The 26,619-nt window shown below is 70.6% G+C and carries 25 protein-coding genes and 1 pseudogene; 11 read left to right on the top strand and 15 right to left on the bottom strand.

Annotation, left to right across the window (positions count from 1 at the left end):
- The first annotated feature begins 180 nt into the window (after positions 1-180).
- The 5 genes from PH203_RS01870 to PH203_RS01850 all read left to right on the top strand — a co-directional run bounded on the left by PH203_RS01870 (position 181) and on the right by PH203_RS01850 (position 5,512).
- On the top strand, positions 181-1,002 hold the full coding sequence (locus PH203_RS01870; RefSeq protein ID WP_289915293.1) for a heme ABC transporter ATP-binding protein: 822 nt from the start codon (positions 181-183) through the stop codon (positions 1,000-1,002).
- A 200-nt stretch (positions 1,003-1,202) separates the two neighbouring features.
- Positions 1,203-2,366, top strand: a complete 1,164-nt coding sequence (gene efeO / locus PH203_RS01865) for an iron uptake system protein EfeO (protein ID WP_289915291.1) — start codon at positions 1,203-1,205, stop codon at positions 2,364-2,366.
- A gap of 13 nt (positions 2,367-2,379) precedes the next feature.
- Complete coding sequence (efeB, locus tag PH203_RS01860) at positions 2,380-3,669, top strand: iron uptake transporter deferrochelatase/peroxidase subunit (protein ID WP_289915289.1); 1,290 nt, start codon at positions 2,380-2,382, stop codon at positions 3,667-3,669.
- A gap of 6 nt (positions 3,670-3,675) precedes the next feature.
- On the top strand, positions 3,676-4,548 hold the full coding sequence (gene efeU / locus PH203_RS01855; protein WP_289915287.1) for an iron uptake transporter permease EfeU: 873 nt from the start codon (positions 3,676-3,678) through the stop codon (positions 4,546-4,548).
- Positions 4,508-5,512: a hypothetical protein gene (locus PH203_RS01850; RefSeq protein WP_289915283.1), complete on the top strand. Its 1,005-nt coding sequence runs from the start codon at positions 4,508-4,510 to the stop codon at positions 5,510-5,512. The genes efeU and PH203_RS01850 overlap by 41 nt, the downstream gene beginning before the upstream one ends.
- Before the next feature lie 94 nt (positions 5,513-5,606).
- Here PH203_RS01850 and PH203_RS01845 read toward each other — a convergent pair whose 3' ends face one another.
- Positions 5,607-6,338, bottom strand: a complete 732-nt coding sequence (locus PH203_RS01845; protein ID WP_289915280.1) for a bifunctional DNA primase/polymerase — start codon at positions 6,336-6,338, stop codon at positions 5,607-5,609.
- Between the two features lie 178 nt (positions 6,339-6,516).
- Between PH203_RS01845 and PH203_RS01840 the strand changes: the two genes are divergently transcribed.
- Positions 6,517-7,353 (top strand): glycerophosphodiester phosphodiesterase, encoded by an 837-nt coding sequence (locus PH203_RS01840; protein ID WP_289915279.1) that lies wholly within the window; start codon positions 6,517-6,519, stop codon positions 7,351-7,353.
- Positions 7,354-7,505: 152 nt separating this feature from the next.
- On the opposite strand, the gene PH203_RS01835 is transcribed toward PH203_RS01840, so the two are convergent.
- The 7 genes and pseudogenes from PH203_RS01835 to PH203_RS01805 all read right to left on the bottom strand — a co-directional run bounded on the left by PH203_RS01835 (position 7,506) and on the right by PH203_RS01805 (position 13,550).
- Entirely contained in the window at positions 7,506-8,120 is a 615-nt protein-coding gene (locus PH203_RS01835) for a TetR/AcrR family transcriptional regulator (RefSeq protein ID WP_289915277.1), read from the bottom strand.
- Positions 8,121-8,209: 89 nt separating this feature from the next.
- Positions 8,210-8,389 (bottom strand): annotated as a pseudogene (locus tag PH203_RS01830) (ATP-binding protein); the annotation flags it as partial.
- A 36-nt stretch (positions 8,390-8,425) separates the two neighbouring features.
- Positions 8,426-8,719 (bottom strand): hypothetical protein, encoded by a 294-nt coding sequence (locus tag PH203_RS01825; RefSeq protein WP_289915275.1) that lies wholly within the window; start codon positions 8,717-8,719, stop codon positions 8,426-8,428.
- Between the two features lie 342 nt (positions 8,720-9,061).
- Entirely contained in the window at positions 9,062-9,520 is a 459-nt protein-coding gene (locus PH203_RS01820; protein WP_289915273.1) for a hypothetical protein, read from the bottom strand.
- 355 nt (positions 9,521-9,875) lie between these two features.
- The gene (locus PH203_RS01815; protein ID WP_289915271.1) at positions 9,876-10,859 is read right to left on the bottom strand and encodes a small ribosomal subunit Rsm22 family protein; all 984 of its coding nucleotides are present in this window, start codon (positions 10,857-10,859) and stop codon (positions 9,876-9,878) included.
- A gap of 238 nt (positions 10,860-11,097) precedes the next feature.
- Positions 11,098-12,300, bottom strand: a complete 1,203-nt coding sequence (locus PH203_RS01810) for a serine hydrolase domain-containing protein (protein ID WP_289915270.1) — start codon at positions 12,298-12,300, stop codon at positions 11,098-11,100.
- Positions 12,252-13,550: a multidrug effflux MFS transporter gene (locus tag PH203_RS01805; protein ID WP_289915268.1), complete on the bottom strand. Its 1,299-nt coding sequence runs from the start codon at positions 13,548-13,550 to the stop codon at positions 12,252-12,254. Before PH203_RS01805 ends, PH203_RS01810 begins: the two co-directional genes overlap by 49 nt.
- A 99-nt stretch (positions 13,551-13,649) precedes the next feature.
- Here PH203_RS01805 and PH203_RS01800 point away from each other — a divergent pair, with 99 nt between their 5' ends.
- Positions 13,650-14,669 (top strand): Gfo/Idh/MocA family oxidoreductase, encoded by a 1,020-nt coding sequence (locus PH203_RS01800; protein WP_289915265.1) that lies wholly within the window; start codon positions 13,650-13,652, stop codon positions 14,667-14,669.
- On the opposite strand, the gene PH203_RS01795 is transcribed toward PH203_RS01800, so the two are convergent.
- The gene (locus tag PH203_RS01795; protein ID WP_289915263.1) at positions 14,656-16,296 is read right to left on the bottom strand and encodes an alkaline phosphatase D family protein; all 1,641 of its coding nucleotides are present in this window, start codon (positions 16,294-16,296) and stop codon (positions 14,656-14,658) included. The genes PH203_RS01800 and PH203_RS01795 overlap by 14 nt on opposite strands.
- Before the next feature lie 138 nt (positions 16,297-16,434).
- Between PH203_RS01795 and PH203_RS01790 the strand changes: the two genes are divergently transcribed.
- Positions 16,435-17,193: an SDR family oxidoreductase gene (locus PH203_RS01790; protein ID WP_289915261.1), complete on the top strand. Its 759-nt coding sequence runs from the start codon at positions 16,435-16,437 to the stop codon at positions 17,191-17,193.
- 281 nt (positions 17,194-17,474) lie between these two features.
- On the opposite strand, the gene PH203_RS01785 is transcribed toward PH203_RS01790, so the two are convergent.
- Together PH203_RS01785 and PH203_RS01780 are read right to left on the bottom strand one after the other, a co-directional pair.
- Positions 17,475-18,455, bottom strand: a complete 981-nt coding sequence (locus tag PH203_RS01785; protein ID WP_289915259.1) for an aldo/keto reductase — start codon at positions 18,453-18,455, stop codon at positions 17,475-17,477.
- A 113-nt stretch (positions 18,456-18,568) separates the two neighbouring features.
- Positions 18,569-18,892 carry a nuclear transport factor 2 family protein gene (locus PH203_RS01780; RefSeq protein ID WP_289915256.1) on the bottom strand — a complete coding sequence of 108 codons (324 nt, stop codon included), beginning with the start codon at positions 18,890-18,892 and terminating at the stop codon, positions 18,569-18,571.
- Positions 18,893-19,118: 226 nt separating this feature from the next.
- On the opposite strand from PH203_RS01780, the gene PH203_RS01775 reads away from it, so the two are divergent.
- Positions 19,119-19,661, top strand: a complete 543-nt coding sequence (locus PH203_RS01775; RefSeq protein WP_289916599.1) for a DoxX family membrane protein — start codon at positions 19,119-19,121, stop codon at positions 19,659-19,661.
- An 84-nt stretch (positions 19,662-19,745) separates the two neighbouring features.
- Complete coding sequence (locus PH203_RS01770) at positions 19,746-20,099, top strand: MazG-like family protein (RefSeq protein ID WP_289915254.1); 354 nt, start codon at positions 19,746-19,748, stop codon at positions 20,097-20,099.
- A 43-nt stretch (positions 20,100-20,142) separates the two neighbouring features.
- Here PH203_RS01770 and PH203_RS01765 read toward each other — a convergent pair whose 3' ends face one another.
- From PH203_RS01765 to PH203_RS01750, 4 genes are all read right to left on the bottom strand, one after another.
- Entirely contained in the window at positions 20,143-22,314 is a 2,172-nt protein-coding gene (locus PH203_RS01765; protein WP_289915251.1) for a VCBS repeat-containing protein, read from the bottom strand.
- A gap of 1 nt (position 22,315) precedes the next feature.
- Positions 22,316-22,693, bottom strand: coding sequence for a hypothetical protein (locus PH203_RS01760; protein ID WP_289915250.1), 378 nt, complete (start codon positions 22,691-22,693; stop codon positions 22,316-22,318).
- A 53-nt stretch (positions 22,694-22,746) separates the two neighbouring features.
- A complete protein-coding gene (locus PH203_RS01755) occupies positions 22,747-24,744 on the bottom strand; it encodes a hypothetical protein (RefSeq protein WP_289915247.1) in 1,998 nt (665 codons plus the stop codon).
- A gap of 261 nt (positions 24,745-25,005) precedes the next feature.
- Entirely contained in the window at positions 25,006-25,635 is a 630-nt protein-coding gene (locus tag PH203_RS01750) for a TetR/AcrR family transcriptional regulator (RefSeq protein WP_289915243.1), read from the bottom strand.
- Between the two features lie 143 nt (positions 25,636-25,778).
- On the opposite strand from PH203_RS01750, the gene PH203_RS01745 reads away from it, so the two are divergent.
- Positions 25,779-26,384, top strand: coding sequence for a TetR/AcrR family transcriptional regulator (locus PH203_RS01745; RefSeq protein ID WP_289915241.1), 606 nt, complete (start codon positions 25,779-25,781; stop codon positions 26,382-26,384).
- Positions 26,385-26,619 lie beyond the last annotated feature (235 nt).

The raw sequence follows: 26,619 nt of genomic DNA, 5'->3' as shown, positions 1-26,619 counted from the left end.
CCCCTCCCATCCCCTCAGCCACCCTCCCTCTCGACCCGCACCTCCCTTCCACCGCCCGCACCTCCCCCACGTCCCTTTCATTCCGCCCGCCCCTTCTCCCCGCCGCAACGGCGCTCGGCCCGCACCCCGCCCCCGGCGGTGCCGCCGCCTCCCCAACCCTTCAGCCCAAGGACCCAGGCCATGAGACTCCTCCGCAACCGACCCACTCCCCCGGCACCCGCCGAGCCCGGCGACGTGCTCGCCGAAGCCGAAGGGCTCCATGTCCGGCTCGGCGCCCGGCATGTCCTCGACGGCGTGTCCGTCGTCGTCCGGGCCGGTGAGGTGCTCGCTCTCGTCGGGCCCAACGGTGCCGGGAAGTCGACGCTTCTCGGGGCTCTCGCCGCTGACATTCCGGCCGCCGGCGGAGTCGTACGGATTCATGGCCGCCCCGCCGCGGAGTGGTCCGCGCCGGAGCTCGCGCTGCGGCGGGCCGTGTTGCCGCAGTCCGCGTCGCTCTCGTTCCCCTTCACCGTCGAGGACGTCGTACGGATGGGTCGGGCCCCCTGGGCGGCCACCGCGCCCGACGATGACGACCGGGCCGTCGCCGAGGCGATGCGGCAGACGGATGTCGTCGACTTCGCGTCCCGCCCCTTCTCCGCGCTCAGCGGTGGTGAGCGGGCCCGGGTCGCGCTCGCCCGGGTGCTTGCTCAGCGCGCCCCGCTGCTCCTGCTCGACGAGCCGACCGCGGCGCTCGATCTCAAGCATCAGGAGCTGGTGCTGAAGGTGTGCCGGGAGCGGGCTCGCGCGGGGGACGCCGTCGTCGTCGTGCTGCATGACTTGGGGCTCGCGGCCGCGTACGCGCACCGGGTGGCGATCCTGCGTGCCGGGCGGGTCGCCGCCGACGGGGCGCCGGAGGAGGTCTTCGAACAGGCGCTGCTGTCGGAGGTGTACGACCAGGCCGTCGAGGTGTTCCCGCACCCCCGGACCGGCGCACTGCTCGTAAACCCCGAACGGAAGCTTTGAATCTCCTTTGACCGTTGCTTGGCGCCCGTTTTGAGTCACCGTGATCGGCTCGTGCTCTTACACCGTCTATGAGAGGTGAATCACGGAACGGAGGGGTATCACGCAGGTAAGCCTCAGATAAGTTAGGCGAGCCTCACCAAACGGTGTGAGCCCTGTCACGCGCATTTTCGGCCATCACCGCGCCATCTCCGGGAGCCCGCATGCGAGCCGTCCGTCTGTCCGTCGTCACCGCCACCGCCACCGTGGCGGCCCTGGCAGCCGTCACCGGGTGCACCGAGAAGGGCAGCTCGGGCGGCAGTGACGGCGTGATCAACGTGACCGCCACCGACACCAAGTGCGACGTGTCGAAGAAGGAGTTCCCGGCCGGGCACGTCGAACTCGCCATCGAGAACAAGGGCTCCAAGGTCACCGAGGTCTACATCCTCTTCCCCGACGACCGTGTCGTCACCGAGCGCGAGAACATCGGCCCCGGCACCAAGCAGCGGGTCACCGCCGAGGTGAAGGCCGGCGACTACACGATCGCCTGCAAGCCCGGCATGAAGGGCGACGGCATCCGCCAGGCCGTCAAGGCCACCGGCGGCTCCACCGCCAAGCGCGACCCCCGGCTCGACAAGGCCGTCGCCGCCTACCGCACCTATGTGCAGGCGCAGGCCGACGAGACCCTGCCGCTCGCCGAGACCTTCGCCAAGGCGGTCAAGGACGGTGACATCGAGGCGGCCAAGAAGGCCTACGCCCCCTCCCGCATCGGCTGGGAGCGCACCGAGCCCGTCGCCGAGTCCTTCGGTGACATCGACCCCAAGGTCGACGTCCGCGAGGACGGTCTGGAGGACGGCCAGGACCCGGCCACCGACTGGACCGGCTGGCACCGCCTGGAGAAGTCCCTCTGGAAGGACAAGAAGCTCACCGCCCGCGACTCCGAGCTCGCCGACCAGCTGATCACCGACCTCAAGGACTGGCAGAACCGGGTCGGCAAGGCCGAGATCACCCCGACCTCCATGGCCAACGGCGCCAAGGAGCTCCTCGACGAGGTCGCCACCGGCAAGGTCACCGGCGAGGAGGAGCGCTACTCGCACACCGACCTCGTCGACTTCAAGGCCAACGTCGAGGGCGCGGAGAAGTCGTACGAGCTGCTGAAGGCCGTAGCCAAGGAGAACGACCCGGCCCTGGTGACCGAGCTGGACAAGCAGTTCGCCGCGCTGAACACGCTGCTCGACAAGTACCGCACGGACGATTCGAAGCAAGCACAGTACGACTTCACCTCGTACGACAAGGTCGGCGACGCCGACCGCAAGGAGCTCTCGGACGCGGTGAACGCCCTCGCGGAGCCGCTGTCCAAGCTCGCCGCCGCCGTCGTCGTGAAGTGAGTGGGGGCACCCGATGAGCGAGAACCCGCAGACCGAGAACCCGCGGACCGAGAACTCGCAGACCGAGAACCCGCAGGCTCCGTCCCGGCGTTCGCTCATCGGCTGGGGCGGGGCCGGGCTCGCGCTCGGCGCCGTCGCGGCCGGTGGCGCGGTCGCGATGGCCCGTGCCGGTGACGACGTCGACACCGTCGCCGCCGAGGCGGGCGCCGCGGTCGACTTCCACGGCGCCCATCAGGCCGGTATCTCCACGCCCGTGCAGGACCGGCTGCACTTCGCCGCGTTCGACGTGAAGACCGAGGACCGCGCCGAGTTCGTGCGGATGCTGAAGGACTGGACGGCCGCGGCCCGCCGGATGACCGGTGGCCAGGCCGTCGGCGAGGGGGCCTTCGGAGGGCTGGCGGAGGCGCCGCCGGACGACACCGGTGAGGCCCTCGGACTCAAGCCCTCGCGGCTCACACTCACCATCGGCTTCGGGCCCTCCCTGTTCCAGAAGTTCGGCCTCGCGGGCCAACAGCCCGACGCGCTCGTCGAGTTGCCGCACTTCGCCGGGGACGCCCTGGACAAGAACCGCAGCGGCGGCGACCTGTGCGTCCAGGCCTGCGCGGACGATCCGCAGGTCGCCGTGCACGCGATCCGCAACCTCGCCCGCATCGGGTTCGGCAAGGTCGTCATCAAGTGGTCGCAGCTCGGCTTCGGCAAGACGTCCTCCACGACGCCCGAGGAGCAGACCCCGCGCAACCTCATGGGCTTCAAGGACGGCACCCGCAACATCGCGGGGACCGAGCCGGACCGGCTGAAGAAGTTCGTGTGGGTCGACGAGAAGGCGGGGCCCGACTGGATGGTCGGCGGCTCCTATCTCGTCGCCCGGCGCATCCGGATGCACATCGAGACCTGGGACCGCACCTCCCTCCAGGAGCAGGAGGACATCTTCGGCCGTGACAAGGGCGAGGGCGCCCCGGTCGGCAAGGCCAAGGAGCGCGACGAGCCGTTCCTGAAGGCGATGAAGCCCGACGCGCACGTCCGGCTCGCGCACCCGACGACCAACCACGGGGCGACGATCCTGCGCCGCGGCTACTCCTTCACCGACGGCACGGACGGCCTCGGGCGGCTGGAGGCGGGGCTGTTCTTCCTGGCGTACCAGAAGGACGTCCGCGAGGGCTTCATCCGCATCCAGCGCAACCTGGCCACGGACGCCCTCAACGAGTACATCCAGCACGTGGGTTCGGCGGTGTTCGCCGTCCCGCCGGGCGTCCGGGACAAGGACGACTGGTGGGGCAGCACCCTGTTCGGCAAGGAGGCGTGAGAGACCGTGTTCTCCAACTATCTGATCGGTCTGCGCGAAGGCCTGGAGGCCTCTCTCGTCGTCTGCATCCTCATCGCCTACCTGGTGAAGACGGACCGCAGGGACGCTCTCAAGCCCATCTGGATCGGCATCGGCGTCGCGGTCGCCCTCGCGCTCGGCTTCGGGTGCGCGCTCGAATTCGGTTCCCAGGAGCTGACGTTCGAGGCACAGGAGGCGCTCGGCGGCTCGCTGTCGATCCTCGCCGTCTGCCTGGTGACGTGGATGGTCTTCTGGATGCGGCGCACCGCCCGGCATCTCAAGGCCGAACTGCACGGCAAGCTGGACGCGGCCCTGCAGATGGGCACCGGCGCGCTGGTCGCCACCGCGTTCCTCGCGGTCGGCCGGGAGGGCCTGGAGACGGCCCTGTTCGTATGGGCGTCGGTGCGCGCGGCCGGTGACGGCACCCCGCGCCCGCTGATCGGGGTCGGGCTCGGTATCGCGACGGCGGTCGTGCTGGGCTGGCTGTTCTACCGGGGCGCGTTGCGGATCAACCTCGCCAAGTTCTTCACCTGGACCGGCGGCATGCTGGTCGTGGTCGCGGCCGGCGTACTGGCGTACGGCTTCCACGACCTCCAGGAGGCCGACTGGCTGCCGGGGCTGACGGACAAGGCCTTCGACATCTCCGGTGCCATCCCGCCGGACAGCTGGTACGGCACCCTGCTGAAGGGAATCTTCAACTTCCAGCCGGACCCGACGGTCCTCCAGGTCACGGTGTGGCTGCTGTACTTGATCCCGACGCTCGCGCTGTTCCTCGCCCCGGTAGGGTTCGCCTCCGGGAAGGGGAAGGTGAAGGGATCCGATGAGCAGGGATCGCAGCCCTCGAAGGCTCCGCAGGCTTGACCGGAGGGTGCTGATAGCGGCCTCCGTGACCGCTTTGTCGCTGACGGCGAGCGGGTGCGTGGTGGTCCACGGGGAGCGCGAGGTACTCCCCGCGACGACCAAGGCCGAGGCCGCCAAGGCACTTGAGCAGTTCACGACCGCGTACAACGAGGCCGACAAGGCGTACGACAGTTCCCTGGACGCGGACCATGTCACCGGCGCCCTCGCCGACATCGACTCGGCGCGGCTGAAGGCGGGCAAGGTCAACAGCCCGGCGGGCAACGCCTCGCACACGCCGCTGAAGCTGTCCGACGCGAAGTTCACCATCCCCAAGAAGGCGGGCTGGCCGCGCTGGTTCCTCGCCGACACCGCCGCCAACAAGGGCGGCACCGCGCGCTGGCTGTTCGTGTTCACCCGCAGTTCCCTGGACGACCCGTTCCAGGTGGCGTATCTGACGCTGGTCGCGCCCGACGACGTACCCACGTTCAAGACCGGCAAGGACGGCTGGGCCGAGGCCGTCCCCGCGAACTCCGCCGAACTGTCCGTCGCCCCCAAGGACTTGAGCCAGGACTACGCGACCTACCTGCAGAACGGCCAGGGGAACTCCTTCGCCGAGGGCGCGCACACCAGCGGTTGGCGCACCCAGCGCGAGAAGGACGCCAAGAAGCCGGGGCGGGCCACGCAGTACATCGACGAGTCGCTGACGGGCGGCGACTACGCCCCGCTGGCGCTGCGCACCGAGGACGGCGGCGCGCTGGTGTTCTTCACCACGCGGCACTTCATGAAGCAGACCGCGTACACCGGCACCTCGCTCCCCGAGCAGAACGCGTCCGTCGACGCCCTGACGACCGGCGAGGTCAAGCAGTCGCTGACGATGGAGTTCGTCTCCAACGAGGTCGCACTGGACCCGGCGAAGGGCGCGGACGGGGGGCGGGTGTCGCTGCTGGGGCGGATCCAGGGGCTGACGGCGGCGAAGGGCGAGTAGCGCCGGTTCCGAGTAACCCCGGTCCGAGTAACCCCGACCCAAGTAGCCCGGGTTCTTATGGGGGCCCCTCAGCCGTGTCTTGTGCGGGGGCGCCTCAGCCGCGCAGGGGCCAGGCCGCGGAGACGTGGTCGGGCTCCTCGCCGGCCCAGCGGGCGCCGGCGTCGGTGAGGATCTCCAGGAGGCTCAGCGGGTCGGGCAGCGGATGCTCGGGCCCGCGCACCCAGTGCACGGACTGACCCTCGCCCGGGAGCCGGGCGGGCGGTACGAGGACGTAGGACCCGCGGCAATGCCACCGCAGCCCCGGGTGCTCGTCCATGGTCTCGGGGTGGCAGTCCAGCTCGCAGGGCCACCACTCGTCCTCGTCCTCGGGGGTGCCGCGGGTGAGGGTGAAGAACATGAGCCGGCCGTCGTCGCTCTCGGCGACCGGACCGACCTCGATCCCAGAGGCGAGCAGCCGCTCCAGGGCCTCACGCCCGGCTTCGAGGGGCAGGTCGAGCACGTCGTGGGTCATGCCGGTGGCGGTGATGAAGTTGGCCTGCGGCTGGTGCCGGGCCCAGCGCTCGATCTGGGCGCGGTCGGTGGTGGACTGCGTCTGCCAGGCGAAGGAGACGGGGTGCCGGGCGGGGGTCGGACAGCCGATCCGGTCGCACGAGCAGCGGTAACCGGCCGGGTGCGCGGCGGGCGCGAGGGGCAGTCCCGCCCCGGCGGCGGCCAGCAGCAGGGCCTCACGACCGCCGTCGTCGGCGGCCTCCTTCGGGCGGCGTCCACGCAGCCACTGGGTGAGTTTGCCCTGCAGGCCGGTCAGGCCGCCTACCTCCGCGCTCATCTATCCCCTCGCCTCGCCGTGGTGCCGTCAGCATGCCCTATGGTCCCACCATCCTGCGCTCCGGGGGGCCGGAGCCGACAACCGGGGTAGGTGGGACAGCGCGTACCGGGGATGGGGATCGGGTGTCATATCCCGCTTTGCCATGGTTAGCCCCCCCGGCACCCCTACCGTGGTCGTCATGGTCACGAGGATCGCGCTGACGGGCCTGACGTCGACGATGTCCCTGCTCTCCCTGCTGGGACCGACGATCCCGCTGGAGTGGGGACCCGGCCCACTCACCCTCGACTCGCTCCCCCGTGTGACATACGTCGCCCATCGCGGCGGCGCCCGCGAGGTCCCGGAGAACAGCATGTCGGGCCTGATGGCGGCGTACGTCCGCGGTACGGCCGACGTCCTGGACTTCGACACCCGCATGCTGCGCGACGGCACGCCGGTGGTGATGCACGATCCGCTCCTGAACCGCACGACGTATCTGGGCGGCGAGGTGCGCAAGCTGAGTGCGGGCGACTGGCAGGGTGTACGCCTGCGCCCCAAGGCCTCCCTCCCGGGCAGCTGGCGCTCGGAGCGCCCGCCGACGGTGGCCCGGGTCCTGGACCTGCTGGGCGGCCGGGCCGTGCTGATGCTGGAGGTGAAGGACCCGCGCAGCCTGGCCCGACTGGCGTCGCTGATCCGCTCCCGCGGCCTGACCCGCTCGGTGATCGTCCACTCCAACGACCCGGCGCTGGCCCGGCGGACCCACCGCGCGGGACTGCTGACGGGTTTGTGGCGCTCGGCTGAGCAGCTACGGGGGGACCGCCCGTCACAATGGCGTTCCTACGTGGACGTCCTGGACGTCGACCACAAGGCGCGCGACGCGGACCTGCTCCGGGCGGTGAACTCGGGCATCCGCCGGGTGTGGGCCCACACGGTGGTGAAGCCGGACCAGCGGGACCGGGTGCTGGAGCTGGGCTGCGACGGGGTGATCACGGATACGCCGGGGAGGCTGGCGGGGGTGCGGGGGCGGGCGGGGAGGTAGCGGGTTCGGCAGGAGTCGCGGCCGGAGGGGGCGGCGGCAGGTGCTGCCGCTTGGAGCCGCGACGGGAGACCCTGCCGGGGCCCGAAAAGAGCCACAGTCCGGGGCCGGCCAGGAGTCGCGGTCCGGGGCCGGTCCTCGTCGCGGCGGCAGCCTCAGCGCGGGGCGAGGCCGTAGAGGGCGTAGTCGACGAGGGTGTCGGTGTACTCGTACGAGATCGGGCCGGTGTGCTGGAGCCAGCGCTGGGCCAGCGGGGAGATGAAGAACTCCAGGGCGATGCGCGGGTCGACCTCCGGGCGCACCTCACCGGCTTGCTGCGCGGCGCGCAGCCGGTCGACATAGAGCTGCAGGGACGGTTCCATGAGCATGGCCGCGCACCTCCGGCCGAGTTCTTCGTCGACCAGCCCTTCGGCGGCCAGGGCCCGTGACGGCGCCGCGTACCGGGGGTCCTTCAGCTGGTCGACGGTGGCCCGCAGCACGCCCTTGATGTCGGCGGCGAGGTCACCGGTGTCCGGGATGACATAGGGCTCCGCACCCGCCTCCCGCGACGCCTGCGCGAAGAGGTCGAGGAACGCCTCAAGGAGTACGTCCGCCTTCGACGACCACCACCGGTAGATCGTCTGCTTGCCGACACCGGCACGGGCCGCGATGCCCTCGATGGTGGTCTTGGGGTAGCCGACCTCGACGACGAGTGCGAGGGCGGCGTCGTAGATCGCGCGACGGGACTTCTCGCTGCGGCGGGTGGTGTCGGGGGCGGGCTGTTTGGGCATGGGGTGACGGTAGCAGGGGGGTGAGACGAGGCGTCTCGCGTCAGGGCCGGGGGCGGTTCGCCAGGCCGGGCGCCCTCACCCACGCCCCCTCAAGACCTGCCGAGCTCGCACCACACCAGCTTGCCCCGGTTGCCGCCCCGGCTCAGCGGATGCCATCCCCACAGATCCGACCAGACCTCGACCAGCGCCAGCCCCCTGCCCTCCTCCGCCTCACCGAGCTCCCCCGACACCCCCAACTTCCCCGGCGGCTCAGGCGGTTCTGGATAGGCAACACCCCCGTGCTCGTCTTGCTGCTCAGTCAACGCTCAGACCTGCTCAGGGCTCGTCCCCGGAGCTCCCGGGTCTTCGGCGAACAGATCCTCGGCCACCTCAGCGGTCAGAGCACGGTCGAACCAGAGGGTGAGGGTGTCGAGGTCGGTGCAGGAGGTGATGCGGTCCTGTGTGGCCTCCGGGACGGAGATGCCACGCTTCGCCAGCACGCGCAGGACCATTGAGGCACGGTCCTCAACCTTGCCCTCTGTCTTGCCCTCGGCCTTGCCGTCCAGGTAGGCCGTCTCACGAAGGGTCCCCCGGCCGGGGAAGTAGCTGACGAACGACATGATCTCATTCCATTTCTCTCCGGCTGGGGTCTTACCCAGGGCGATTTCCAGGAACTCGAAGATTGATGGCGGCCGCGCCCGTGGCCCACTTCTCGGCCGGGGTCCCGACGAAGGGGCGCGCACCGGTGGGTGTGTCGACACTCCTCGCGCCCGCCGACGCGGAATCCGTCAGCGAGTCGCCCGCACCTCTCTGCTCGGTGCTTGTGCGGGCGCTGGCTGAGCACCCGGTCACACACAGAGCGATCAGTGCCGCTGCCGCTGCCAGACTCTCCGGCCCCTACTGTGAGCCCGAAAACGATATTTCACTTTTACCCACAGGAGTATGCGACTCAGGATTCGCAACTATTCAAACCAATGGACTTCAGACCATTCCGGCATCCAGTCCGCAGCATGGCGCCCCTCAAAGACGTCGACCAACCAATCGATTACATCTTCATCCGACTCGTACCAGTCATGCCAATTCCTGCGAAATGCGGAGACCGTCCATCTCCCACCACCTCGGTCCTCAAGGAAGAAGCTATCCCCTTCGATGGAATGCCCCCAATGCAGCATACCCCCGGCGTCGGGGAGGACGACTCTAGGGATGGTGGAATGGCCACCCCTAACGAAATCACTCATCCAAACATTTTTCTCGACCATGGACTCGGCGCCATAGACGGCAATATATCCAGAGATCAGCCGGTCGCCATAAATCGAACAGAGCTCCTTCACCTCTTCCGGCAGATTGACCCCAAGACGATTCTCTACCGCGTCGAAGTTGGATTCATGCCTCCCCGAAGGGTTCCCCAGGATGTTCATCAACTGCCCAATTGACGACACTCAGGTCTCCGTATTCTGACGTCATCAGCACTTGCACGTGGCTTCCGCATTATTGTCGAACTCACAGCGCATATCTTGAGATCCATGCCGACGCGGCCTGCTCCGTTCCGGCCGGCACGAGCGGCTGTGCTGGACCGCACGGAACCCCCCACGCTTGGATCAAGTGTGGGGAGATTCTTAAGAGATCATTAGAAGATGAACAAGAGGCTCACATTGCTTCTTCAACCAGAAGTGGTAATGCTCACTTGAGATTTACTGGCGAACATTCCCTTTCCGGGCGAGTGGCCTCACTTCCGACTTGCCGTCAAATTGAAGCTTTGCGTACGCCATGAAGTGACTACGGCGGCCAAGGATCCCCCCAGTCCGCGTCCCGAGCCGCCTTGTACAGATCCCCGTGGCGTTTGGTGACCGTCGTGCGGGTCAGGCGCTCGTCCGTCTCGCACAGGTCGAGGAGGACCTGGCCCTTGCGGATCTGGGGGCGGCGGATGATGCGGGACGGGGCCGGGGTGGCGGGGACGCGGGTGGCGGCGACGTAGCTGAACTTCTCGTCCTCGTAGGCGAGGGAGCCGCCCTTCACCTTGCGGTGGAGGGAGGAGCGGCTGACCCGTGCGGAGAAGTGGCACCAGTCCTCGCCGGGGACGATCGGGCAGGCCGCGCTGTGCGGGCAGGGTGCGGCGATCCGGAAGCCGGCGGCGATCAGGCGGTCCCGGGCCTCGATGACACGGGCGTAACCGTCCGGCGTACCGGCCTCGACGATCACGACGGACTGTGCGGCGGTGGCGGCGGCGTCGACGAGGGCGGTGCGGTCGGCGGGGGTGAGTTCGTTGAGGACGTAGGAGACGGTGACGAGGTCGGTCGGGTCGAGGGTGAGCGCGGAGCCGATGCGGGAGCGCTGCCAACTTGCTCCGCGCAGGGCCGGGTTGGCCTCTGCGAGCTCCCTGCCGAGGGCGAGTGCGGGCTCGGCCCAGTCGAGGACGGTGACGCTGCGGTCGCCGGCCGGCCAGGTCGCGGTGACTGCCCAGGTCGCCGCGCCGGTTCCGCCGCCTACGTCGGTGTGGTCGGCGGGAGTCCAGTCGGGGACGGCCTCGGCGAACGCCTCCAGGGCCGCGTGGACCGCCTCGAAGGTGGCGGGCATGCGGTACGCGGCGTAGGCGGCCACGTCGGCCCGGTCGCGGAGGATGGGGGTGTGGGTGGGGGTGGCCCCGCGGTAGTTGGCGATCAGCCGGTCGACCGCCTGGGCGGCCTGCTTCGGCGGGAGGCCGTCGAGGAGGCCGGCGAGGGCGGTGCGGAGGGTCTCGGCCGGGGGTACGGGGGCGTTCACGTGGTGATTCTAGGGGCGGCGAGGCGAGGACCGACTTTCCTCGCCCCCGCCGCCCCTACCCGTCCCGTCCTCCAGGGGGCGCCGCCCCTTCGACCCCGCTCCCAGGGGGCGCTGGCACCGGACCGATCCGGTCAGCCCGCCCCAGCCCTCGCCCCCATCCCCCAGTCAGCCCGCCCCGGCCTTCGTCCCCGTCCCCGCCCCCGATCAGCCCGCCCCAGCCCTCGCCCCCATCCCCCGATCAGCCCGCCCCAGCCCTCGTCCCCGTCCCCGCCCCCCTGACCGCCCGAGCCACCCGCGTCCCCGCCGCCGCCCTCGGCCGGCTGTCCGCCACCCTCCGCCGCGGATGAACCGTGTTCGCCAGCAGCACCAGGAACGTGTCCGTCTCCCGGTCAAGCACCAACGACGTCCCCGTGAAGCCCGTGTGGCCGGCGGCGCCCCGGCCCGCCAGCTCCCCCATGAACCAGGGCTGGTCGATCGCGAACCCCAGCCCCGGCGGCGTCAGCAGCAGCTCCACGAAGTCGGGACCGAGGATGCGCGCGGGGCCGTACGAGCCCCCCGCCAGCAGGGTCCGGCAGAACACCGCGAGGTCCCGCCCGGTCGAGAAGAGCCCGGCGTGGCCCGCGACCCCGCCCAGCGCCCACGCGTTCTCGTCGTGGACGACCCCCCGCAGCATGCCCCGGTCCGCCTTGGCCCACGGCCGCCGCTGGCACTCCGTGGCCGCCGCGCCCGGGCACGGTCCGAACCCGGTCGCCGTCATCCCCAGCGGGCGCGTGATGCCGTCGTGGACGAGGGTGTCCAGCCCTCGCCCCGTGATCCGCTCCAGCACATGCTGGAGGAGGAGCAGATTCACGTCGGAGTACGTATAAGTGCCCGGCACTCCGATCGGGGCCTCCGCCCGCAGCCGCTCCAGCCGTTCCGCGTCGTCCGCGCAGTCGTACAGCGGGAGTTCGGGGCGCAGCCCGGACGTGTGGGTGAGCAGCTCCCGTACCGTCACCCCGTGTGCCGCGGCCGCTCGGAAGTCCGGTAGATACGCGCCGACCCGGGCGTCGATGCCGAGCGTGCCGCGTTCGATCTGCTGGATCGCGGCGACCGCCGTGAAGAGCTTGGTGAGGGAGGCGAGGTCGAAGGGGGTGTCGACGGTCATCGGGACGCGTGATCTCAGCGGCAGTTCCACGCCCGCGTCGGCGTCCGCGTCGTAGGACTCGTACCGCACCGCCCACCCGGCCGCCTCCTCGACGGCGATCACGGGTCCGCGTCCGGCGACCACGACGGCGCCCGCCGCCCAGGGGCGTTCGCCGGTGGTGAGGTCGTGTACCTCCTGGATCAGCCGATGGAGCTCCCCGGGGTCGAGTCCGGCCCGTTCCGGTGTGTCGCTGCGCAGTCTCGGCGCGCTCAGTTCTCCGCCCCCTCCACAGTCGCACGTCTGTTCCAAGGACGGCACATTCCCATGAAACAGCCAAGTGCTACCAGTGCCGCCACGAGTTGGACCACGGCCATCGGTACGGCGGTGTCCTCCCCGGCGACCCCGACCAGCGGCGAGGCGACCGCCCCTATGAGGAAGGAGGACGTGCCGAGCAGGGCGGACGCGGCGCCCGCGGAGTGTCTGGTGCGCAGCAGGGCCAGCGACTGGGCGTTGGGCAGGGCGAGGCCCATCGCCGACATCAGGACGAAGAGGGCGGCCGCGACCGGTGCCAGACCCGCCTCGCCGAAGACGCCCGACGACATCAGCACCAGGGCCGTCGCGGCGGCGACCACGATCACCAGCCCGATGCCCAGCACCTTCTCCAGGCTGACCCGGCCCACCAGCACCTTGCCGTTGATCTGGCCCACGACCACCAGACCCACCGAGTTCAGGCCGAAGAGCAGACTGAACGTCTGCGGCGAGGCCCCGTAGATCTCCTGGATCACGAACGGCGAGGCCGAGACGTACGCGAACAGCGAGGCGAAGGCGAAGCCGCCCGCGAGCATGTACCCGGTGAAGGGGAGGTCGGCCAGCAGCGCCCGCATCGAGCGCAGGGCCTCCCCCACACCTCCGGCGTGCCGGTCGGCGGCGGGGAGCGTCTCGGGCAGCCGGGCCCACACCAGCCCCGCCAGCAGCGCACCGACCACCGTCAGCACCACGAACACGCCCCGCCAGTCCGTCACCCGCAGGATCTGCCCGCCGATGACCGGCGCGACGATCGGGGCGACCCCGCCGATCAGCATCAGGGTGGAGAAGAAGCGGGCCATGGTCACACCGTCGTAGAGATCGCGTACGACGGCCCGCGCGATGACTATCCCGGCCGCGCCCGCCAGCCCCTGTGTCAGCCGGAAGGCGACCAGGGTCTCGACGGTGGGTGCCACGGCACACAGGGCGGTGGCGACGACGTAGACGGCGAGTCCGGCGAGCAGCGGGCGGCGGCGGCCCCAGCGGTCGCTCATCGGGCCGACCACCAGCTGGCCGAGGGCCATGCCGAGCAGACAGGCGGTGAGGGTGAGCTGGACGGTCGCGGCGGGGGCGTGCAGGGACTGGGTGACCTCGGGCAGCGACGGCAGGTACATGTCTATCGCCAGCGGTGGCGTGGCGGTCAGGCCGCCGAGGGTGAGGGTGACGAGCCAGCCGGTACGGCGTACGCCACGTGCGGACGACGGCTGGGCCCCCTTCCCAGCCGTCTGTTGAAGCTCCGGTGTCGATGCCCCGCTCTCGGGCATGTGCCCCTCCCTCTCCGTCCGATCCGCCACCTATGCTCTCAGCTCGTACACAGTGGCGAGTGTCAGGCGAGTGTCACCAGAGCGAGGGCAGGGACCGGGATGACGGAGCAGAGCGTGCGCTGGGGGATCCTGGCGACCGGCGGGATAGCGGCGGCGTTCACCGCCGATCTGGTCGACCTGCCGGACGCGGAGGTGGTGGCGGTGGCCTCGCGGAGCGAGGCGTCGGCCCAGGCGTTCGCCGAGCGGTTCGGGATCGACCGGGCGTACGGCGAGTGGGGCGCGCTCGCCGAGGACGCGGACATCGATGTCGTGTACGTCGCCACCCCGCACTCGGCACACCGCGCGGCCGCCGGTCTGTGCCTGGAGGCCGGACGCAACGTGCTCTGCGAGAAGGCCTTCACCCTCAACGCGCGCGAGGCCGAGGAGTTGGTAGGGCTGGCACGCGAACGCGGGAGCTTCCTGATGGAAGCCATGTGGATGTACTGCAACCCCCTCGTACGGCAACTCAAGGCGCTCGTCGACGACGGCGCGATCGGCGAAGTCCGCAGCGTCCAGGCCGACTTCGGACTCGCCGGTCCCTTCCCGCCCAGCCACCGCCTCCGCGACCCGGCCCAAGGCGGCGGCGCCCTGCTGGACCTCGGCGTCTACCCGGTCTCCTTCGCCCAGCTCCTGCTCGGCGAACCCTCCGACATCGCCGCCCGCGCCACCCTCTCCCCCGAGGGCGTCGACCTCCAGACCGGCGCCCTGCTCTCCTGGGACAGCGGCGCGCTCGCCTCGGTGCACTGCTCGATCATCGGCGGTACGGCGACCTCGGCGTCGGTCACCGGTTCGCTGGGGCGGATCGACGTGCCGTACGGCTTCTTCTTCCCGGACCGGTTCGTCCTGCACCGGGACGGCCGCGACGCCGAGGAGTTCACGGCCGAGGCCGGTCCCCGGGGCAGCCTCAAGCACGAGGCCGTCGAGGTCATGCGCGCGCTGCGGGCCGGCGAGACCGAGTCGCCGCTCGTGCCGCTCGACGGCACCCTCGCGGTGATGCGGACGCTCGACACGATCCGGGACCGCGTCGGCGTCCGCTACCCGTCGGAGACCCCAGAGGCCTCCGGCCTCACGCCGGCCTGAGCCCCTGGCCGTCAGCCTCGGTCACGAAGGAGGCGTACGTAGTGAGCGGCGCGCCCTGCGTGGTCACGTACGGCACGGTCTTGTAGTCGATCCGCGCCCGCTCCCGGCCGAGGGCCACCGTCGCGTAGCCGCGCTGCCCGTTGTAGAACTTCAAGTGCGGGTTGGCGGCGAGATAGGTGGCCCAGTTCGACGGTCTCTCCGAGCCGTTGCCGCCGCTGCTGATCGACGTGGCGACGATCTCCGTACCCATGGTCCTGGAGTCGGGGTCTTCGAAGTCCCGCTTGATGTCGAAGCCGTAGTGGACGTGGACGTCGCCGGTGAGGACCATCAGGTTCCTGATCCCGGCGGCCTCCGCCCCGGCCAGTACCCGCTCGCGGGAGGCGGGGTAGCCGTCCCAGGAGTCCATGGAGACCCGGGAGGGCAGGGTGGTGGAGTTGTGGCGGCGGGAGAAGGTGACCTGCTGCGGTACGACGTTCCAGACGGCGTCCGAGCGGTGCCAGCCGTCGATCAGCCAGCGCTCCTGCGCGTCCCCGGTGAGCGTGCGGCTCGGGTCCTCCGACTCCGGGCCCGGGAACTGCCAGCCGTCGCCGTAGGCCTGGTTCGAGCGGTACTGGCGGGTGTCGAGGACGTCGAACTGGGCGAGCCGGCCCCAGTGCAGACGGCGGTAGAGCTTCAGGTCCGGGCCCTCGGGGAGCTGGGGGCGGCGCAGCGGCATGTTCTCCCAGTAGGCCCGGTAGGCGGCGGCCCGGCGGAGCAGGAACTCCTCCGGCGGGACGTTGTTCTCGGGGGTGTCGCCCGCGTAGTTGTTCTCGGTCTCGTGGTCGTCCCAGGTGACGACGAAGGGGTGCGCGGCGTGGGCGGCGCGCAGGTCGGGGTCGGTCTTGTAGAGGGCGTACCGCAGGCGGTAGTCCTCCAGGGTCACCGTCTCGTGGTTGAAGAGGTCGGGGAGGGTCCCGGCCGGGTAGGCGCGGGCGCCGCCGACCGCGTTGACCGCGTACTCGTAGAGGTAGTCGCCGAGGTGGAGAACGACGTCCACGTCGTCCTCGGCCAGGTACTTGTACGCGGTCCAGTAGCCCTGGTCGTACCGCTGGCAGGAGGTCAGGGCGAAGGTGAGGGCGGAGGTGCGGGAGCGCTCGGCGGGGGCGGTGCGGGTGCGGCCGGCCGGGCTGATCCAACTCCCGGCGCGGAAGCGGTAGTAGTAGGCGTGGCCGGGGGCGAGGTGGCCGACCTCGACGTGCACGGTGTGGTGGAACTCGGGGTGCGCGGTGGCCGTGCCGCGTCTGACGACGCTGCGGAATCTCTCGTCGAGGGCCAGCTCCCACCCGACGGTGACGCGCTCGGCGGGCAGCCCGCCGTCGGCCTGGTACGGGGTGGGCGCGAGGCGGGTCCACAGCAGGACCGAGTCGGGCCGCGGGTCTCCTGAGGCGATGCCGAGGGTGAAGGGGTCGGCGGTGAGCTGCGCGGGGTCGAGTTCGGCGGCGGCCGCGGTGCCGGCGGTGGGCAGGTTCACGGCGAAGGCGAGGGCGGCGGCCGCGCCACCGGCGGTGAGGAAGCGGCGGCGGCTGAAGTGGCGGGCGGCTGCGCGGAGTTCGGGAGCGTGCTGGGTCGGGTGTGCTGCGGGTGTCATTCCGGTCCTCCCCTGACGGATGCATGCAGGAGGCATTGGAGTGGCCGGGGACGACCCGCGTCTATCGCGTTCATGACATCCAGATGGCGGACGCATGAGTTCCGGCCAGCGGACGCCCCTCCCGTACGCTGCGATGCCATGACTGACAGTGGATCGAAGATCGCCGTGGTGACCGGCGCCGGTTCCGGCATCGGACGGGCCGTCGCCGTGGAGCTGCTGCGGGCCGGCTGGTCGGTGGCTCTGGCGGGACGCCGCCCCGCGACGCTGGAGGAGACGGCGGCGCCAGCCCCCGAGGGCGCCGCTCTCGTCGTACGCACCGATGTCGCTCAGCCCGACGACGTGGCAGCGCTGTTCGCGGCGACCGTGGAGCGGTTCGGACGGGTGGACCTGCTGTTCAACAACGCGGGCACGTTCGGGCCCGGCGGGGTGCCGGTCGAGGAGCTGCCGTACGACGCGTGGCGGCACGTCGTCGACACCAACCTCAACGGGGCGTTCCTGTGCGCGCAGGCGGCGTACCGGCAGATGAAGGAGCAGGAGCCGCAGGGCGGCCGGATCATCAACAACGGATCCATCTCCGCCCATACGCCCCGCCCGCACTCCGTCGCCTACACGGCGACCAAGCACGCGCTGACCGGGCTCACCAAGTCACTGTCCCTGGACGGGCGGCCGTACGGCATCGCGGTCGGACAGATCGACATCGGGAACGCGGCGACCGACATGACGGCGCGCATGCAGACCGGAGCGCTGCAGGCCAACGGGGAGGTCGCGCCCGAGCCCGTGATGGATGTGGCCGATGTGGCGCGCACGGTGCGGCACATGGCGGAGCTACCGCTCGCGGCGAATGTGCAGTTCGCGACCGTACTGGCAACGGCGATGCCGTACATCGGGCGTGGTTGAGGTCTCAATCTGCACAACCGGAATATGAACCTCCGCGTCATCTGAGCCGGTCGCGGACTTATGCTCTACATCTCCTCCATCAGAACTTCACACTTGGGGCAGAAGGCTTCCGCTGACCAAACCGAGGGGGGAGACGGCAGTCGTTCCACCGCGCCGGCTGGGGGTGGACTCCGCGCGGGACCGCGGAGTACACGCCGACGGGTGGAACGACTGCCGTGCCGTTCGGGGCGGACAGGGCTACTGGCGGCCGTTCGACGGTCGTTTCAAAGAGGTTGGGCCGCTTACCGTTCCAGGATTGCGTTGATCTCGGTCAACTGCTCGGCGGTGAGCGGCCCTTTCTCGATCGCGCCCGCGTTCTGCTCCGCCTGGGCGACGGAACGGAAGCCGGGGATCGGGATCGTGCGGGGGCTGCGGGCCCAGATCCAGGCGAGGGCGCCCTGGGCCAACGTACGGCCGTTACTGGTGAGGATCGCGTTGACGGCGTCGATCCTGGACAGCCACTCGGGGTCCGCCCCGGAACCGTCTCCGAAGCCCGGGAGCCAGGCCGGCGGCTTGCTGCGGATGTCCCCGGCGTCCTTGGGCCCTTGCCGCTTCCCGGCCAGCAACCCCATCGCCAGCGGGCTGCGGTTGATGCTCGCGAGCCCCAACTCCTCGCACAGGGCGAGCATTTCGGGGGCGTCCTGCATGACGTTCAGCGCATGCTGCACGGCCGCGCAGTGCTCGCCCTCCGCGAAGACCGCGGCACGGGCCGGGTCGTCGGTGCTCCAGGCGTAGGCACGGACGAGGCCTTCGCGGACGAGCTCCTCGCAGGCGTCACGGAGTCGGGCGCCGTGTTCGGGGTGGGCGTCGGACAGATGGAACTGGTACAGGTCCACGTAGTCCGTGCCGAGGCGGGTGAGCGAGGCGGTCAGCGCCTCGCGGAGGTGCTCCACGGAGGCGTCCTGCCCGTTGAGGACACGGGTGCGCTCGTCGAAGAGGTTGCCCCACTTGGTGGCGACGACCACGTCGTCGCGGCGCTTGCCGAGGGCACGGCCGAGGACGCGCTCGCTGTGCCCGGTGCCGTAGACGTCGGCGGTGTCGAAGAAGGTCACGCCGAGGTCGAGGGCGCGGTGGACCGCCCGTACGGACTCGTCGTCGTCGACCTTGCCCCAGCCGAGGGGCTGTCCGCCGACGTCCTGCCATTCACCGCCGATCGCCCAGCAGCCGAAGCCGAGCGGGCTGACCTCGATGCCGGTACGGCCGAGAGTGCGTGTGGTCTCCATGCCGGAGAACGCTAGGAGTTGAAGTGCACTCCAGGGCAAGCGTTTTCGCGGAACCGGTCAGGCCTGTGCGGTCGCGCCTGTGCGGTCATGTCTGTCCCGTCACACTTGTCCCGTCACGCCTGTCCGGTCTCGAAGCGGGTGATCTTGTCGCCGTCGACCTCGAAGTGCCACTTGGTGCGCATCTCGCCCCAGGTGTCGTTGCTGTAGCGGGCGATGAGGTCGCGGCCGCCGCGGGACTCGTTGTCGACCTCCATGTGACCGTGGGAGGTGAAGATCTCCCGGTCGATCCAGTCGTCGAGGTCACGGTCGGAGCCGTCGTCCGACATGGTCGCGCCCGGGGCGAGGAGAGCCTTGAAGCCGTCGCGGTCGTGCGCATTGACGGCGGTGACGAAGGCGCGGACGGCGGGGTCGCTGAGCTTGCCGGTCTGAATCGTCATGCCAGCCAGACTCACACCGCTGCTGTGGACCCGCCACCCGAACGGCGGCGCGAGTGGTTCCGTGAGGTGTCAGGAGTGCGACGGTGGAAACGCGAGGGGGGTGTTCCGTTCATAGCTCCCGGGAGTCATCGTGACCTCACGTACCTCGTACTACCGCTCTACGTTCGGCTCTCTCTTCGGCTCTTCCCGCGGTTCTTCCTCCGGCTCCTCCTGCGACCGACGTGATCTGGGCCTGCTGCTGCTCCGTCTGGGGACCGGGGGCGTGCTGGCCGCGCACGGCGCGCAGAAGCTGTTCGGCTGGTTCGGCGGGCACGGCATCGAGGGGACGGGCCAGTTCATGGAGTCCGTCGGCTACTCCCCCGGAAAGGCGAGCGCGACGGCGGCGGGCCTCGCGGAGGCGGGCGGCGGCACACTGCTGGCCCTGGGCCTCGCGACCCCGGCCGCGGGCGCGGCGGCGGCCGGCGCGATGGGAGGAGCGGCCACGGTCCACACCCCCAACGGCTTCTTCAACCAGGGCGGCGGCTACGAGTACGCGGCGACCCTGGGCCTCGCGGCGACTGGCCTCGCGATCGCGGGCCCGGGACGCCTCTCCCTCGACCATGCACTTGGGCATGTGTTCGACCGGGGGTGGATGGTCCCGACGGCACTGGCGACGACGGCGGCGGTGACCGCGGTGGTCGTGGGGGCGCGGAATCGGCGGCTGGCGGAGAAGGAGAGGGAGGAGCAGGCGGGGGAGTTCGATGCGCAGGAGGCGTTGTTCGGGGAGTAGGGGTGGGACGCCTGCCGAACCGCCGTCCCACCGCCGCACGGTAGGGCCTCCCCCACTGTCAGTGGCGCATGCCAGGCTGCGTCCATGAGTGATCGCGAGACGACGACCGACGTCTGGGCCGGCATCGACGCCCTGTGGGCCTGGATCGACACCAGTCGCCCCCTGGACGGCAAGGAAGCCCTCCTCCTGCGGATGCTGAAACTCTCGGAGGAGGTAGGCGAGGTCGCCCAGGCCGTCATCGGCGCGACGGGCCAGAACCCGCGCAAGGGTACGACCCACACCTGGGACGACGTCCAGGGCGAACTCTGCGACGTCGTGATCACCGCCCTCATCGCCCTGCGCACCCTGACACCGGACACCCGCGAGGTCTTCGACCGGCATCTTCGGCGGGTGCTGGAGCGGTCGCTGGGGCCGACGGACTCCGCCGGCCCCCACTGACCCGTGCTTCCTGTGCTTCCTGTGCCTCCGGTGCCTCCCGTGCTCAGGTGCGGTTGACCCACACGCCGGCGTCGCCGAAGCCGAGGACGTCGGCCTTGCCGTCGCCGGTGAGGTCGGCGACGAACCGAGGATGGTTCTCGACGCGCCAGCTCCCGGCGTTGTAGCCGAAGTTCGCGATCACCCGTCCGGGCGGGTCGAAGAGTCCCGCGCCGAGGGACCGGGACACCCAGACGCCGGCGTCACCGAAGCCGACGACATCCGCGCGGCCGTCCCCGGTGGTGTCGGCGAGGAGGCGCAGATGCTTCTCCACCCGCCAGCTACCCGCGTTGTAGCCGAAGTCGGCGATCGGCATCGACAGCGGCCCGAAGGTGCCGTCACCGTTCGACAGGGCCACCCACACGCCGTCGTTCCCGAAGCCCACGACATCCGCGCGGCCGTCCCCGGTCACGTCCGCGAGGAACCGTGGATGCCGCTCCACCCGCCAACCCCCGGCGTTGTAGCCGAAGTTGTTGATGGCGAGCCTCATGGGTCCGAAGGTGCCGTCACCGTTCGACAGGGCCACCCACACGCCGTCGTTCCCGAAGCCCACGACATCCGCGCGGCCGTCCCCGGTCACGTCCGCGAGGAACCGTGGATGCCGCTCCACCCGCCAACCCCCGGCGTTGTAGCCGAAGTTGTTGATGGCGAGCCTCATGGGTCCGAAGGTGCCGTCACCGTTGGACAGGGCGACCCATACCCCGTCGTTCCCGAAGCCGACGAGGTCGGCGCGGCCGTCGCCGGTGATGTCGGCGAGGAAGCGCGGATGCCGCTCGACACGCCAACCACCGGCCACGTAGCCGAAGTTGTCGACCGGCATCGTCATCGCTCCGAACGTGCCGTCACCGTTCGACAGAGCCACCCACACGCCGTCGTTCCCGAAGCCCACGATGTCCGCACGGCCGTCGCCGGTGATGTCGGCGAGGAAGCGCGGATGCCGCTCGACACGCCAACCACCGGCCACGTAGCCGAAGTTGTCGATGACCCGGCGCGGGGTCTCGAAGCGGCCGTCGGAGTGGCCCGGGGACACGTACACGCCCGCGTCGCCGAAGCCGACGATGCCCAGCCGGCCGTCGCCGGTGATGTCCCCGAGGAGCCGGGGGTGCTTCTCGACGCGCCAGCCTCCGGCGGCGTGGCCGTAGTTGCGGACGAGCAGCTGCGGTGACCAGCCGAGGTGGCCCGGGGTGAACTCGCACACCGCGAAGGTGTTGGCCTTCATGAGGCAGGCGACGCCGCCACCGCCCGCGCAGTTCTCGCAGTTGCCGTTGACCAGCCCGAACCGTCCCCAGGCGCCACCGCAGTCGCACTTGCTGTTGGCGTACTCGTCGGGGCAGCCGAAGATGTGCCCGGTCTCGTGGGCGAAGACGCGGTCGATGTTGTCGGGGCCCCAGCCGTCGTTGGCGTACTGCATGACCACGCGCGGACCGCCGATGCTCGCGTACGCGAAGTGGCTGAGCGGGTACTTGGTGAAGAAGCCGCAGTAGGTCCAGCGGGTGCCGAAGCGGGTGCGCAGGTCCTCGACGTAGGCGCCCACGCCGGCAAAGTCGGCGCTGTAGCCGATCGCCGCCATCGCGGGGTTGCGCCAATGGGCCTCCAGGTCAGGGGCGTTGGGGTCAGCGGCGACCGCGACGGCCACGTTCTGGATGTCGTAGGAGAAGCTGATGCCGGCGATGGGGTTGGTCGTCGGGTAGAAGCTGAGCCCGTTCTGCACCTCGGCGACGACCTTGAGTATCTCGTCGTTGGAGAACTGCAGGTCGGCGGTGGGGCCCTGCACGATGACGATGCCGACCGCGACGGTGCCCTCCAGGTAGGAGCTGGTCGGCGCCGCGGCGGTGGCGGAGGCGGTGGGTGGCCCGGGCTGGGGTACGACCTCCGTACAGTCGGGCATGTCCCAGGGCTCCGCGTCCCGCAGACGGCGGGTCTTGGCTGTGCGGTACGCGGTGGACTCGCGCAACCGCAGGGCGGCCAGGCCGAGTTGCTCCACTTCGGTGAGGCCGTCCGTGTCGCCGGGTTCGGGTCCCGGCGCCGCCGCGGCCGGTCCGTCGGGCACGGCTACGACGCTGACCCTGCCGTACCGGTGCAGGGTCTGGCCCACGCCGGGCCAGGTCGGTGCGGCGCCCCGCTGGGCGGCGTCCGCTCCGAGCACGGCGCGTTCGGTGATGTCGAGGTCTCCTGCCATCTCACACTCCGTTCGGGTTCTGGTCGGGCGGCTGGAATTCCGGGTCGCCCCAGTTCCGGCCGTCGCCCGGCCTCGATGACTGCTTGCGCGGCCCCGCCGCCTTCCAGGCCTCGACGAACAGGCCTGCTGTCGCGTCCAGTTGGCGGAGGAGCGTGTAGTCGCCGCTGCTCGTGATCTCTCCCTGGGGTGAGCGCGCGATGGCGAGGCGGCCGTGCGTGGACAGCTCGGGGAGGTGTTTCGCGTCGGCGCGGTAGATGGTGATCGACGGGGCCAGTCGGGCCACGACGGGCCAGCGGCCCTCGCCCTCCACCTCACTCGTGCCTTCGCCCTCGCCCGGTTCGGAGCCGATGCTCACGACGAGGATCTCGGTGGTCTCCATGACCGTCCCCTGTCTTCGGTGTCCTTCGCGCCCCGCCCCGCCCTCAGGGGGCTTCAGGGGGTGGGTGCGAGCTCGGTGTAGACGGCGCAGTGGTCGCTCCACCTGCTGGGCAGGTCGCCGCACAGGCCCGGCCCTCCGCTGGGCAGGAAGTTCGTGTGCGTGCCGGCGGCCGCGAACCGTGCCGGGAAGAAGCGCTGTTCGCCGACGAGGATGCCGACGACGTCGTCGGACGCCGGTGGCCCGGGCGGGAACGCGGCGATCTCGTACTTGGCGAAGGTGCCCGTGGCGACCTCGTTGTCGATGTCGCCGCGGGCGGCGTTGAAGTCGCCGGCCAGGACCGGCGGGAAGAGACGGCCGCCGGGAGCGGGCGGCACGGCCAGTTCGAGCTGGTCCACGGCCTGGGCGAGAAGCGCGTAGTCCGGTCCCGGTGCGGTGCTGCTCGCGTGGACGTCCCATACGTCGACCGAGTGGACGGCGAGCGGCCAGCGCTCCACGAGCGCGAACCGCGCGAACGCGGCCGGCCGGATCGCCCAGTGCGGCCCCCAGTACTTGGTGTCGCGGGTGGTGGAGTCGACCCGGGCGCAGTACGCGGCCCAGTGCGCCGGCGGATTCGTGCACGGGTAGCTGGCGCGCAGGGCGGGTGTGAGGGACAGGCTGTCGTACGGCGACCCGATCGCGAGCGTGCCGGGCACGGGGCTGATGTTGCGCAGCCGTTGCGGGTTGTAGAGCACGGCCCGGCCTTGGTACAGCGGGTTCCAGCCCTCCACGGACGGGCCGGTGCTCAGCAGCGCGGCGCGGTAGCGCACCCCGGTGGCCGACTCGATCCTCGCCATCAGCCCGAAGACGGCCTCGTAGTCCTTGGGGTCGCAGCCGCCGAGGAACCAGCACTTGCTGGCGGGGGTCTCCTGGAGGACCAGCAGGTCAGGCACGGTCTGGGTGGCACCCATCCATGCCGCGAGCCGGCCGTGACGGTCCCGCCACGGGCCGAACGAGCTGTCCGTGCCCTGGAGGTTGAGGGAGAGGACCGAGATGTTCTCGTCGGACAGGGCGCGTTTGCCGCAGTCCACATGGAGGTGGAAGGGACGGTCGGACAGGGTGCCGTCGGGGGTCCGGGTCTCGACCCTCACCCCCGTCGTGCTGAGGGAACTGCCCGCGGTGAAGACCAGTCCGGGCGCGTACACCAGCCCGTTCCCGGGATCGGCGATGGACGCGACCCGTGCGCAGGACTCGACGGCGGCGCTGAAGCGCACCTCGTAGCGGCCCGTCCCGGTCCGTGCGGCGGAGCGGACCCCGTCACCACGGACCAGGCCGCCCGCGGCGTCCACGACCGCGCTGCCCCGGTAGCCGGTACGGGGGTCCTGGGCGCAGTGCACGGCGAGATGGAACGGCGCGTCCATGAGCCCGCCGCCGAGGTTCTTGGTCTCGACGTACACCCCGTACGGGCCGAGATGCCCGCCGGCCGCGAACGCCAGCGCGGGGTGGTACACCAGCCCGGCCCCGGGGTCCCCGACGGTCACCCGGTACGCGCACGCGCTGACGTCATGGCGGAACACGACCTCGTAGCGCCCGACCCCGAAGCGGGTGAACGACGTGGCCGACCCCCGCACCAGCCCGCCGGGTTCGGCGACGGCCCTGTCACCGCCCGCGCAGTCCACCGTCAGCTGGAAGGGCAGGTCCGTCAGCCCGCCCCCGGAGTTCTTGGTCTCGACATACACCCCGGCCCGGCTCTGATGACCACCCGCGGTGAAGACGAGCCCGGCCGGCGGCACGGTCCCCTTGCCGGGGTCGCCGACGCTCGCCGTGAACACGCATCCGCTGACATCCCGGCCGAAGCGGGCCTCGTAGACCCCGGTGGACGACCGGTTCAGCCAGGTGAGCCCGGAACTGCGCACCACGCTGCCGTCCGCCCTGGCCACCACCCACAGCCCACTCTGCGCGGCGGGACTGCCGCCGGGAAGCTGCGCCGGTGCACCCACGGCGGGCGGTGCCACGACAACCGCGGCCCCCGCGACCAGTACGGCGAGCGCGCCGACCCACAGTGCCCGAACCACGGTGCGTAAGCGCCGAGTTGCCCGGTGAACGACGTCCGAATGATGCGCCATGGCGGCCCCCCGCTGCCCGAGCGTTGGTGGGCGCGGTACGCCCTGCTCAGGCTGGAGACTCAACTCCCGGACCGTGTCGGTGTCAATACGACATCGAAGTGAAAAGCCTGAGTTAGAGGGATGCTTCCGCTTTTGCCAGCGTGTGTGTCAACTGGTCGGCGGTGCAGCGCCGGTGACTGTGCGACCCTGTGAGCCGGCACCCCGGGCCCGTCATTTGCCGGCGTCGTCGTGCAGCCCCTGCAGGAACATGTCGAGGAAGTGCTCGCGCACCCCGTACGCACTGACCCCCCTCAGCCGCGCGATATGCGAACTGAACCCCGCGATGGACCCGGTGAAGGTCTCGGCGGCGACGGAGCAGTCGATGCCGGGGCGCAGTTCACCCCGCGATCGCGCGTCCCGGAGGACGTCCTCGACGACGGCGAGGGGCTTGTCGATGCAGTCCCGCTGGAACAGGGCGTACAGCTCGGGGTAGTCGGGGAGCTCGAAGGAACAGCGGGCGGCGATGAGCCAGCGTGGGCTGTCGAGGGCGTCGGCGATGTCGTCGTAGAGGGCGTTGAGGTCGCCGACGAGGCTTCCGGTGCGGGGCGGGACGAGGTCGAGGGCGAGGGTGTTGAGCCCCGCGAGGATCAGCTCGTCCCGCTCGGTCCAGCGACTGTAGAGGGTGCGCTTGGCGACCTTGGCGCGGGCGGCGACGTTGTTGATCCGGAAGCCGGCGACCCCGTGATCGGAGAGCTCGTCGACGACGGCACGGAGGATGCGGTCGTCGGCGGTGGTGTCGCGGGGGCGGCCGGGTTTGGCGGGGGCGGGTTCGGCCGGGACCGGCGACGTGATGGCTGCCATGACTGGCTCTCCCTTCATCCCCCGAGACGACCCAGGGCCCAGGGCCCATTCCGCAACCGAAACGGTTTCGTATTCACCTCATCCTAGGTTACCGTGTATGTGTACGAAACCGTTTCGCTCGAAGCTCGAACGAGGTGCCGCGGATGACAGCGACGGACCAGGCCACCACGCCACGCACGCGCCGCAGCCGCATCACCCCGGAACGCGAGGCCGAGCTCTACGCCACCGTCCTCGACCTCCTCCGCGAGGTCGGCTACGAGGCCCTGACCATGGACGCGGTGGCGACCCGCACCCACTGCAGCAAGGCCACGCTCTACCGCCAGTGGTCGGGCAAGCCGGAACTGGTCGCCGAGGCGCTGCGCCAGACCAAGGGCAACGCCGTCGGCGACATCGACACGGGTTCCCTCCAAGGCGACCTGCGCGCGATGGTCGAACAGCTCGACGACGAGCAACTCCGCAGAGAAGCCGCCCTGGTCCGAGGCCTGATCCACGCCGTCCACACCTACCCCGACCTCATGCGGGCCCTACAGGACCTGATCGTCGACCCCGACCCCACCGGCCTCGCGGCGATCCTCCGGCGAGCGGTGGCCCGGGGTGAGGTACGAGCGGACTGCCCGGCACTGCAGTACGTGCCGTACGTATTGATCGGCGCCTTGGTGGCCCGACCGCTGGTGGCCAACCGGCCACCGGACCGGGCGTTCCTGCTCCACTATCTGGACTCGGTGGTCATACCGTCGTTGACAGGTTGAGGGGGCCGCGGGAGGCCTGAAAGACATCGCCGCCGGAACCGGGCCGCGAGCCACATGCGTGTTCCTCGCGTTGGCCGCCGTCGGCAGGCTCAGGAACGAGACGTCAGACAGGTTCGCCATCACGGACGAGACGACAGCCAGATTCGCCACCTGCGCCTTGCCCACACTCGCCACGCTGCTATTACTTGCCGGAGCAGACCTCCACATCCGCAGCCCCGCCCCCGCCCCCGCCCGA

It is taken from the genome of Streptomyces sp. S.PB5, assembly GCF_030403745.1.
In the GTDB taxonomy this organism is placed as follows: domain Bacteria; phylum Actinomycetota; class Actinomycetes; order Streptomycetales; family Streptomycetaceae; genus Streptomyces.
The sequence above is the reverse complement of the archived record's forward strand: the minus strand, read 5'-3'. Positions and strand labels throughout refer to the sequence as shown.

Coding starts and splice junctions, on each gene's coding strand:
- PH203_RS01870 (WP_289915293.1), top strand. CDS start 181: ATGAGACTCCTCCGCAACCGACCCACTCCCCCGGCACCCGCCGAGCCC.
- efeO (WP_289915291.1), top strand. CDS start 1,203: ATGCGAGCCGTCCGTCTGTCCGTCGTCACCGCCACCGCCACCGTGGCG.
- efeB (WP_289915289.1), top strand. CDS start 2,380: ATGAGCGAGAACCCGCAGACCGAGAACCCGCGGACCGAGAACTCGCAG.
- PH203_RS01850 (WP_289915283.1), top strand. CDS start 4,508: ATGAGCAGGGATCGCAGCCCTCGAAGGCTCCGCAGGCTTGACCGGAGG.
- PH203_RS01845 (WP_289915280.1), bottom strand. CDS start 6,338: ATGAGCGCGGAGGTAGGCGGCCTGACCGGCCTGCAGGGCAAACTCACC.
- PH203_RS01840 (WP_289915279.1), top strand. CDS start 6,517: ATGGTCACGAGGATCGCGCTGACGGGCCTGACGTCGACGATGTCCCTG.
- PH203_RS01835 (WP_289915277.1), bottom strand. CDS start 8,120: ATGCCCAAACAGCCCGCCCCCGACACCACCCGCCGCAGCGAGAAGTCC.
- PH203_RS01825 (WP_289915275.1), bottom strand. CDS start 8,719: ATGTCGTTCGTCAGCTACTTCCCCGGCCGGGGGACCCTTCGTGAGACG.
- PH203_RS01805 (WP_289915268.1), bottom strand. CDS start 13,550: ATGCCCGAGAGCGGGGCATCGACACCGGAGCTTCAACAGACGGCTGGG.
- PH203_RS01800 (WP_289915265.1), top strand. CDS start 13,650: ATGACGGAGCAGAGCGTGCGCTGGGGGATCCTGGCGACCGGCGGGATA.
- PH203_RS01795 (WP_289915263.1), bottom strand. CDS start 16,296: ATGACACCCGCAGCACACCCGACCCAGCACGCTCCCGAACTCCGCGCA.
- PH203_RS01790 (WP_289915261.1), top strand. CDS start 16,435: ATGACTGACAGTGGATCGAAGATCGCCGTGGTGACCGGCGCCGGTTCC.
- PH203_RS01785 (WP_289915259.1), bottom strand. CDS start 18,455: ATGGAGACCACACGCACTCTCGGCCGTACCGGCATCGAGGTCAGCCCG.
- PH203_RS01780 (WP_289915256.1), bottom strand. CDS start 18,892: ATGACGATTCAGACCGGCAAGCTCAGCGACCCCGCCGTCCGCGCCTTC.
- PH203_RS01770 (WP_289915254.1), top strand. CDS start 19,746: ATGAGTGATCGCGAGACGACGACCGACGTCTGGGCCGGCATCGACGCC.
- PH203_RS01765 (WP_289915251.1), bottom strand. CDS start 22,314: ATGGCAGGAGACCTCGACATCACCGAACGCGCCGTGCTCGGAGCGGAC.
- PH203_RS01760 (WP_289915250.1), bottom strand. CDS start 22,693: ATGGAGACCACCGAGATCCTCGTCGTGAGCATCGGCTCCGAACCGGGC.
- PH203_RS01750 (WP_289915243.1), bottom strand. CDS start 25,635: ATGGCAGCCATCACGTCGCCGGTCCCGGCCGAACCCGCCCCCGCCAAA.
- PH203_RS01745 (WP_289915241.1), top strand. CDS start 25,779: ATGACAGCGACGGACCAGGCCACCACGCCACGCACGCGCCGCAGCCGC.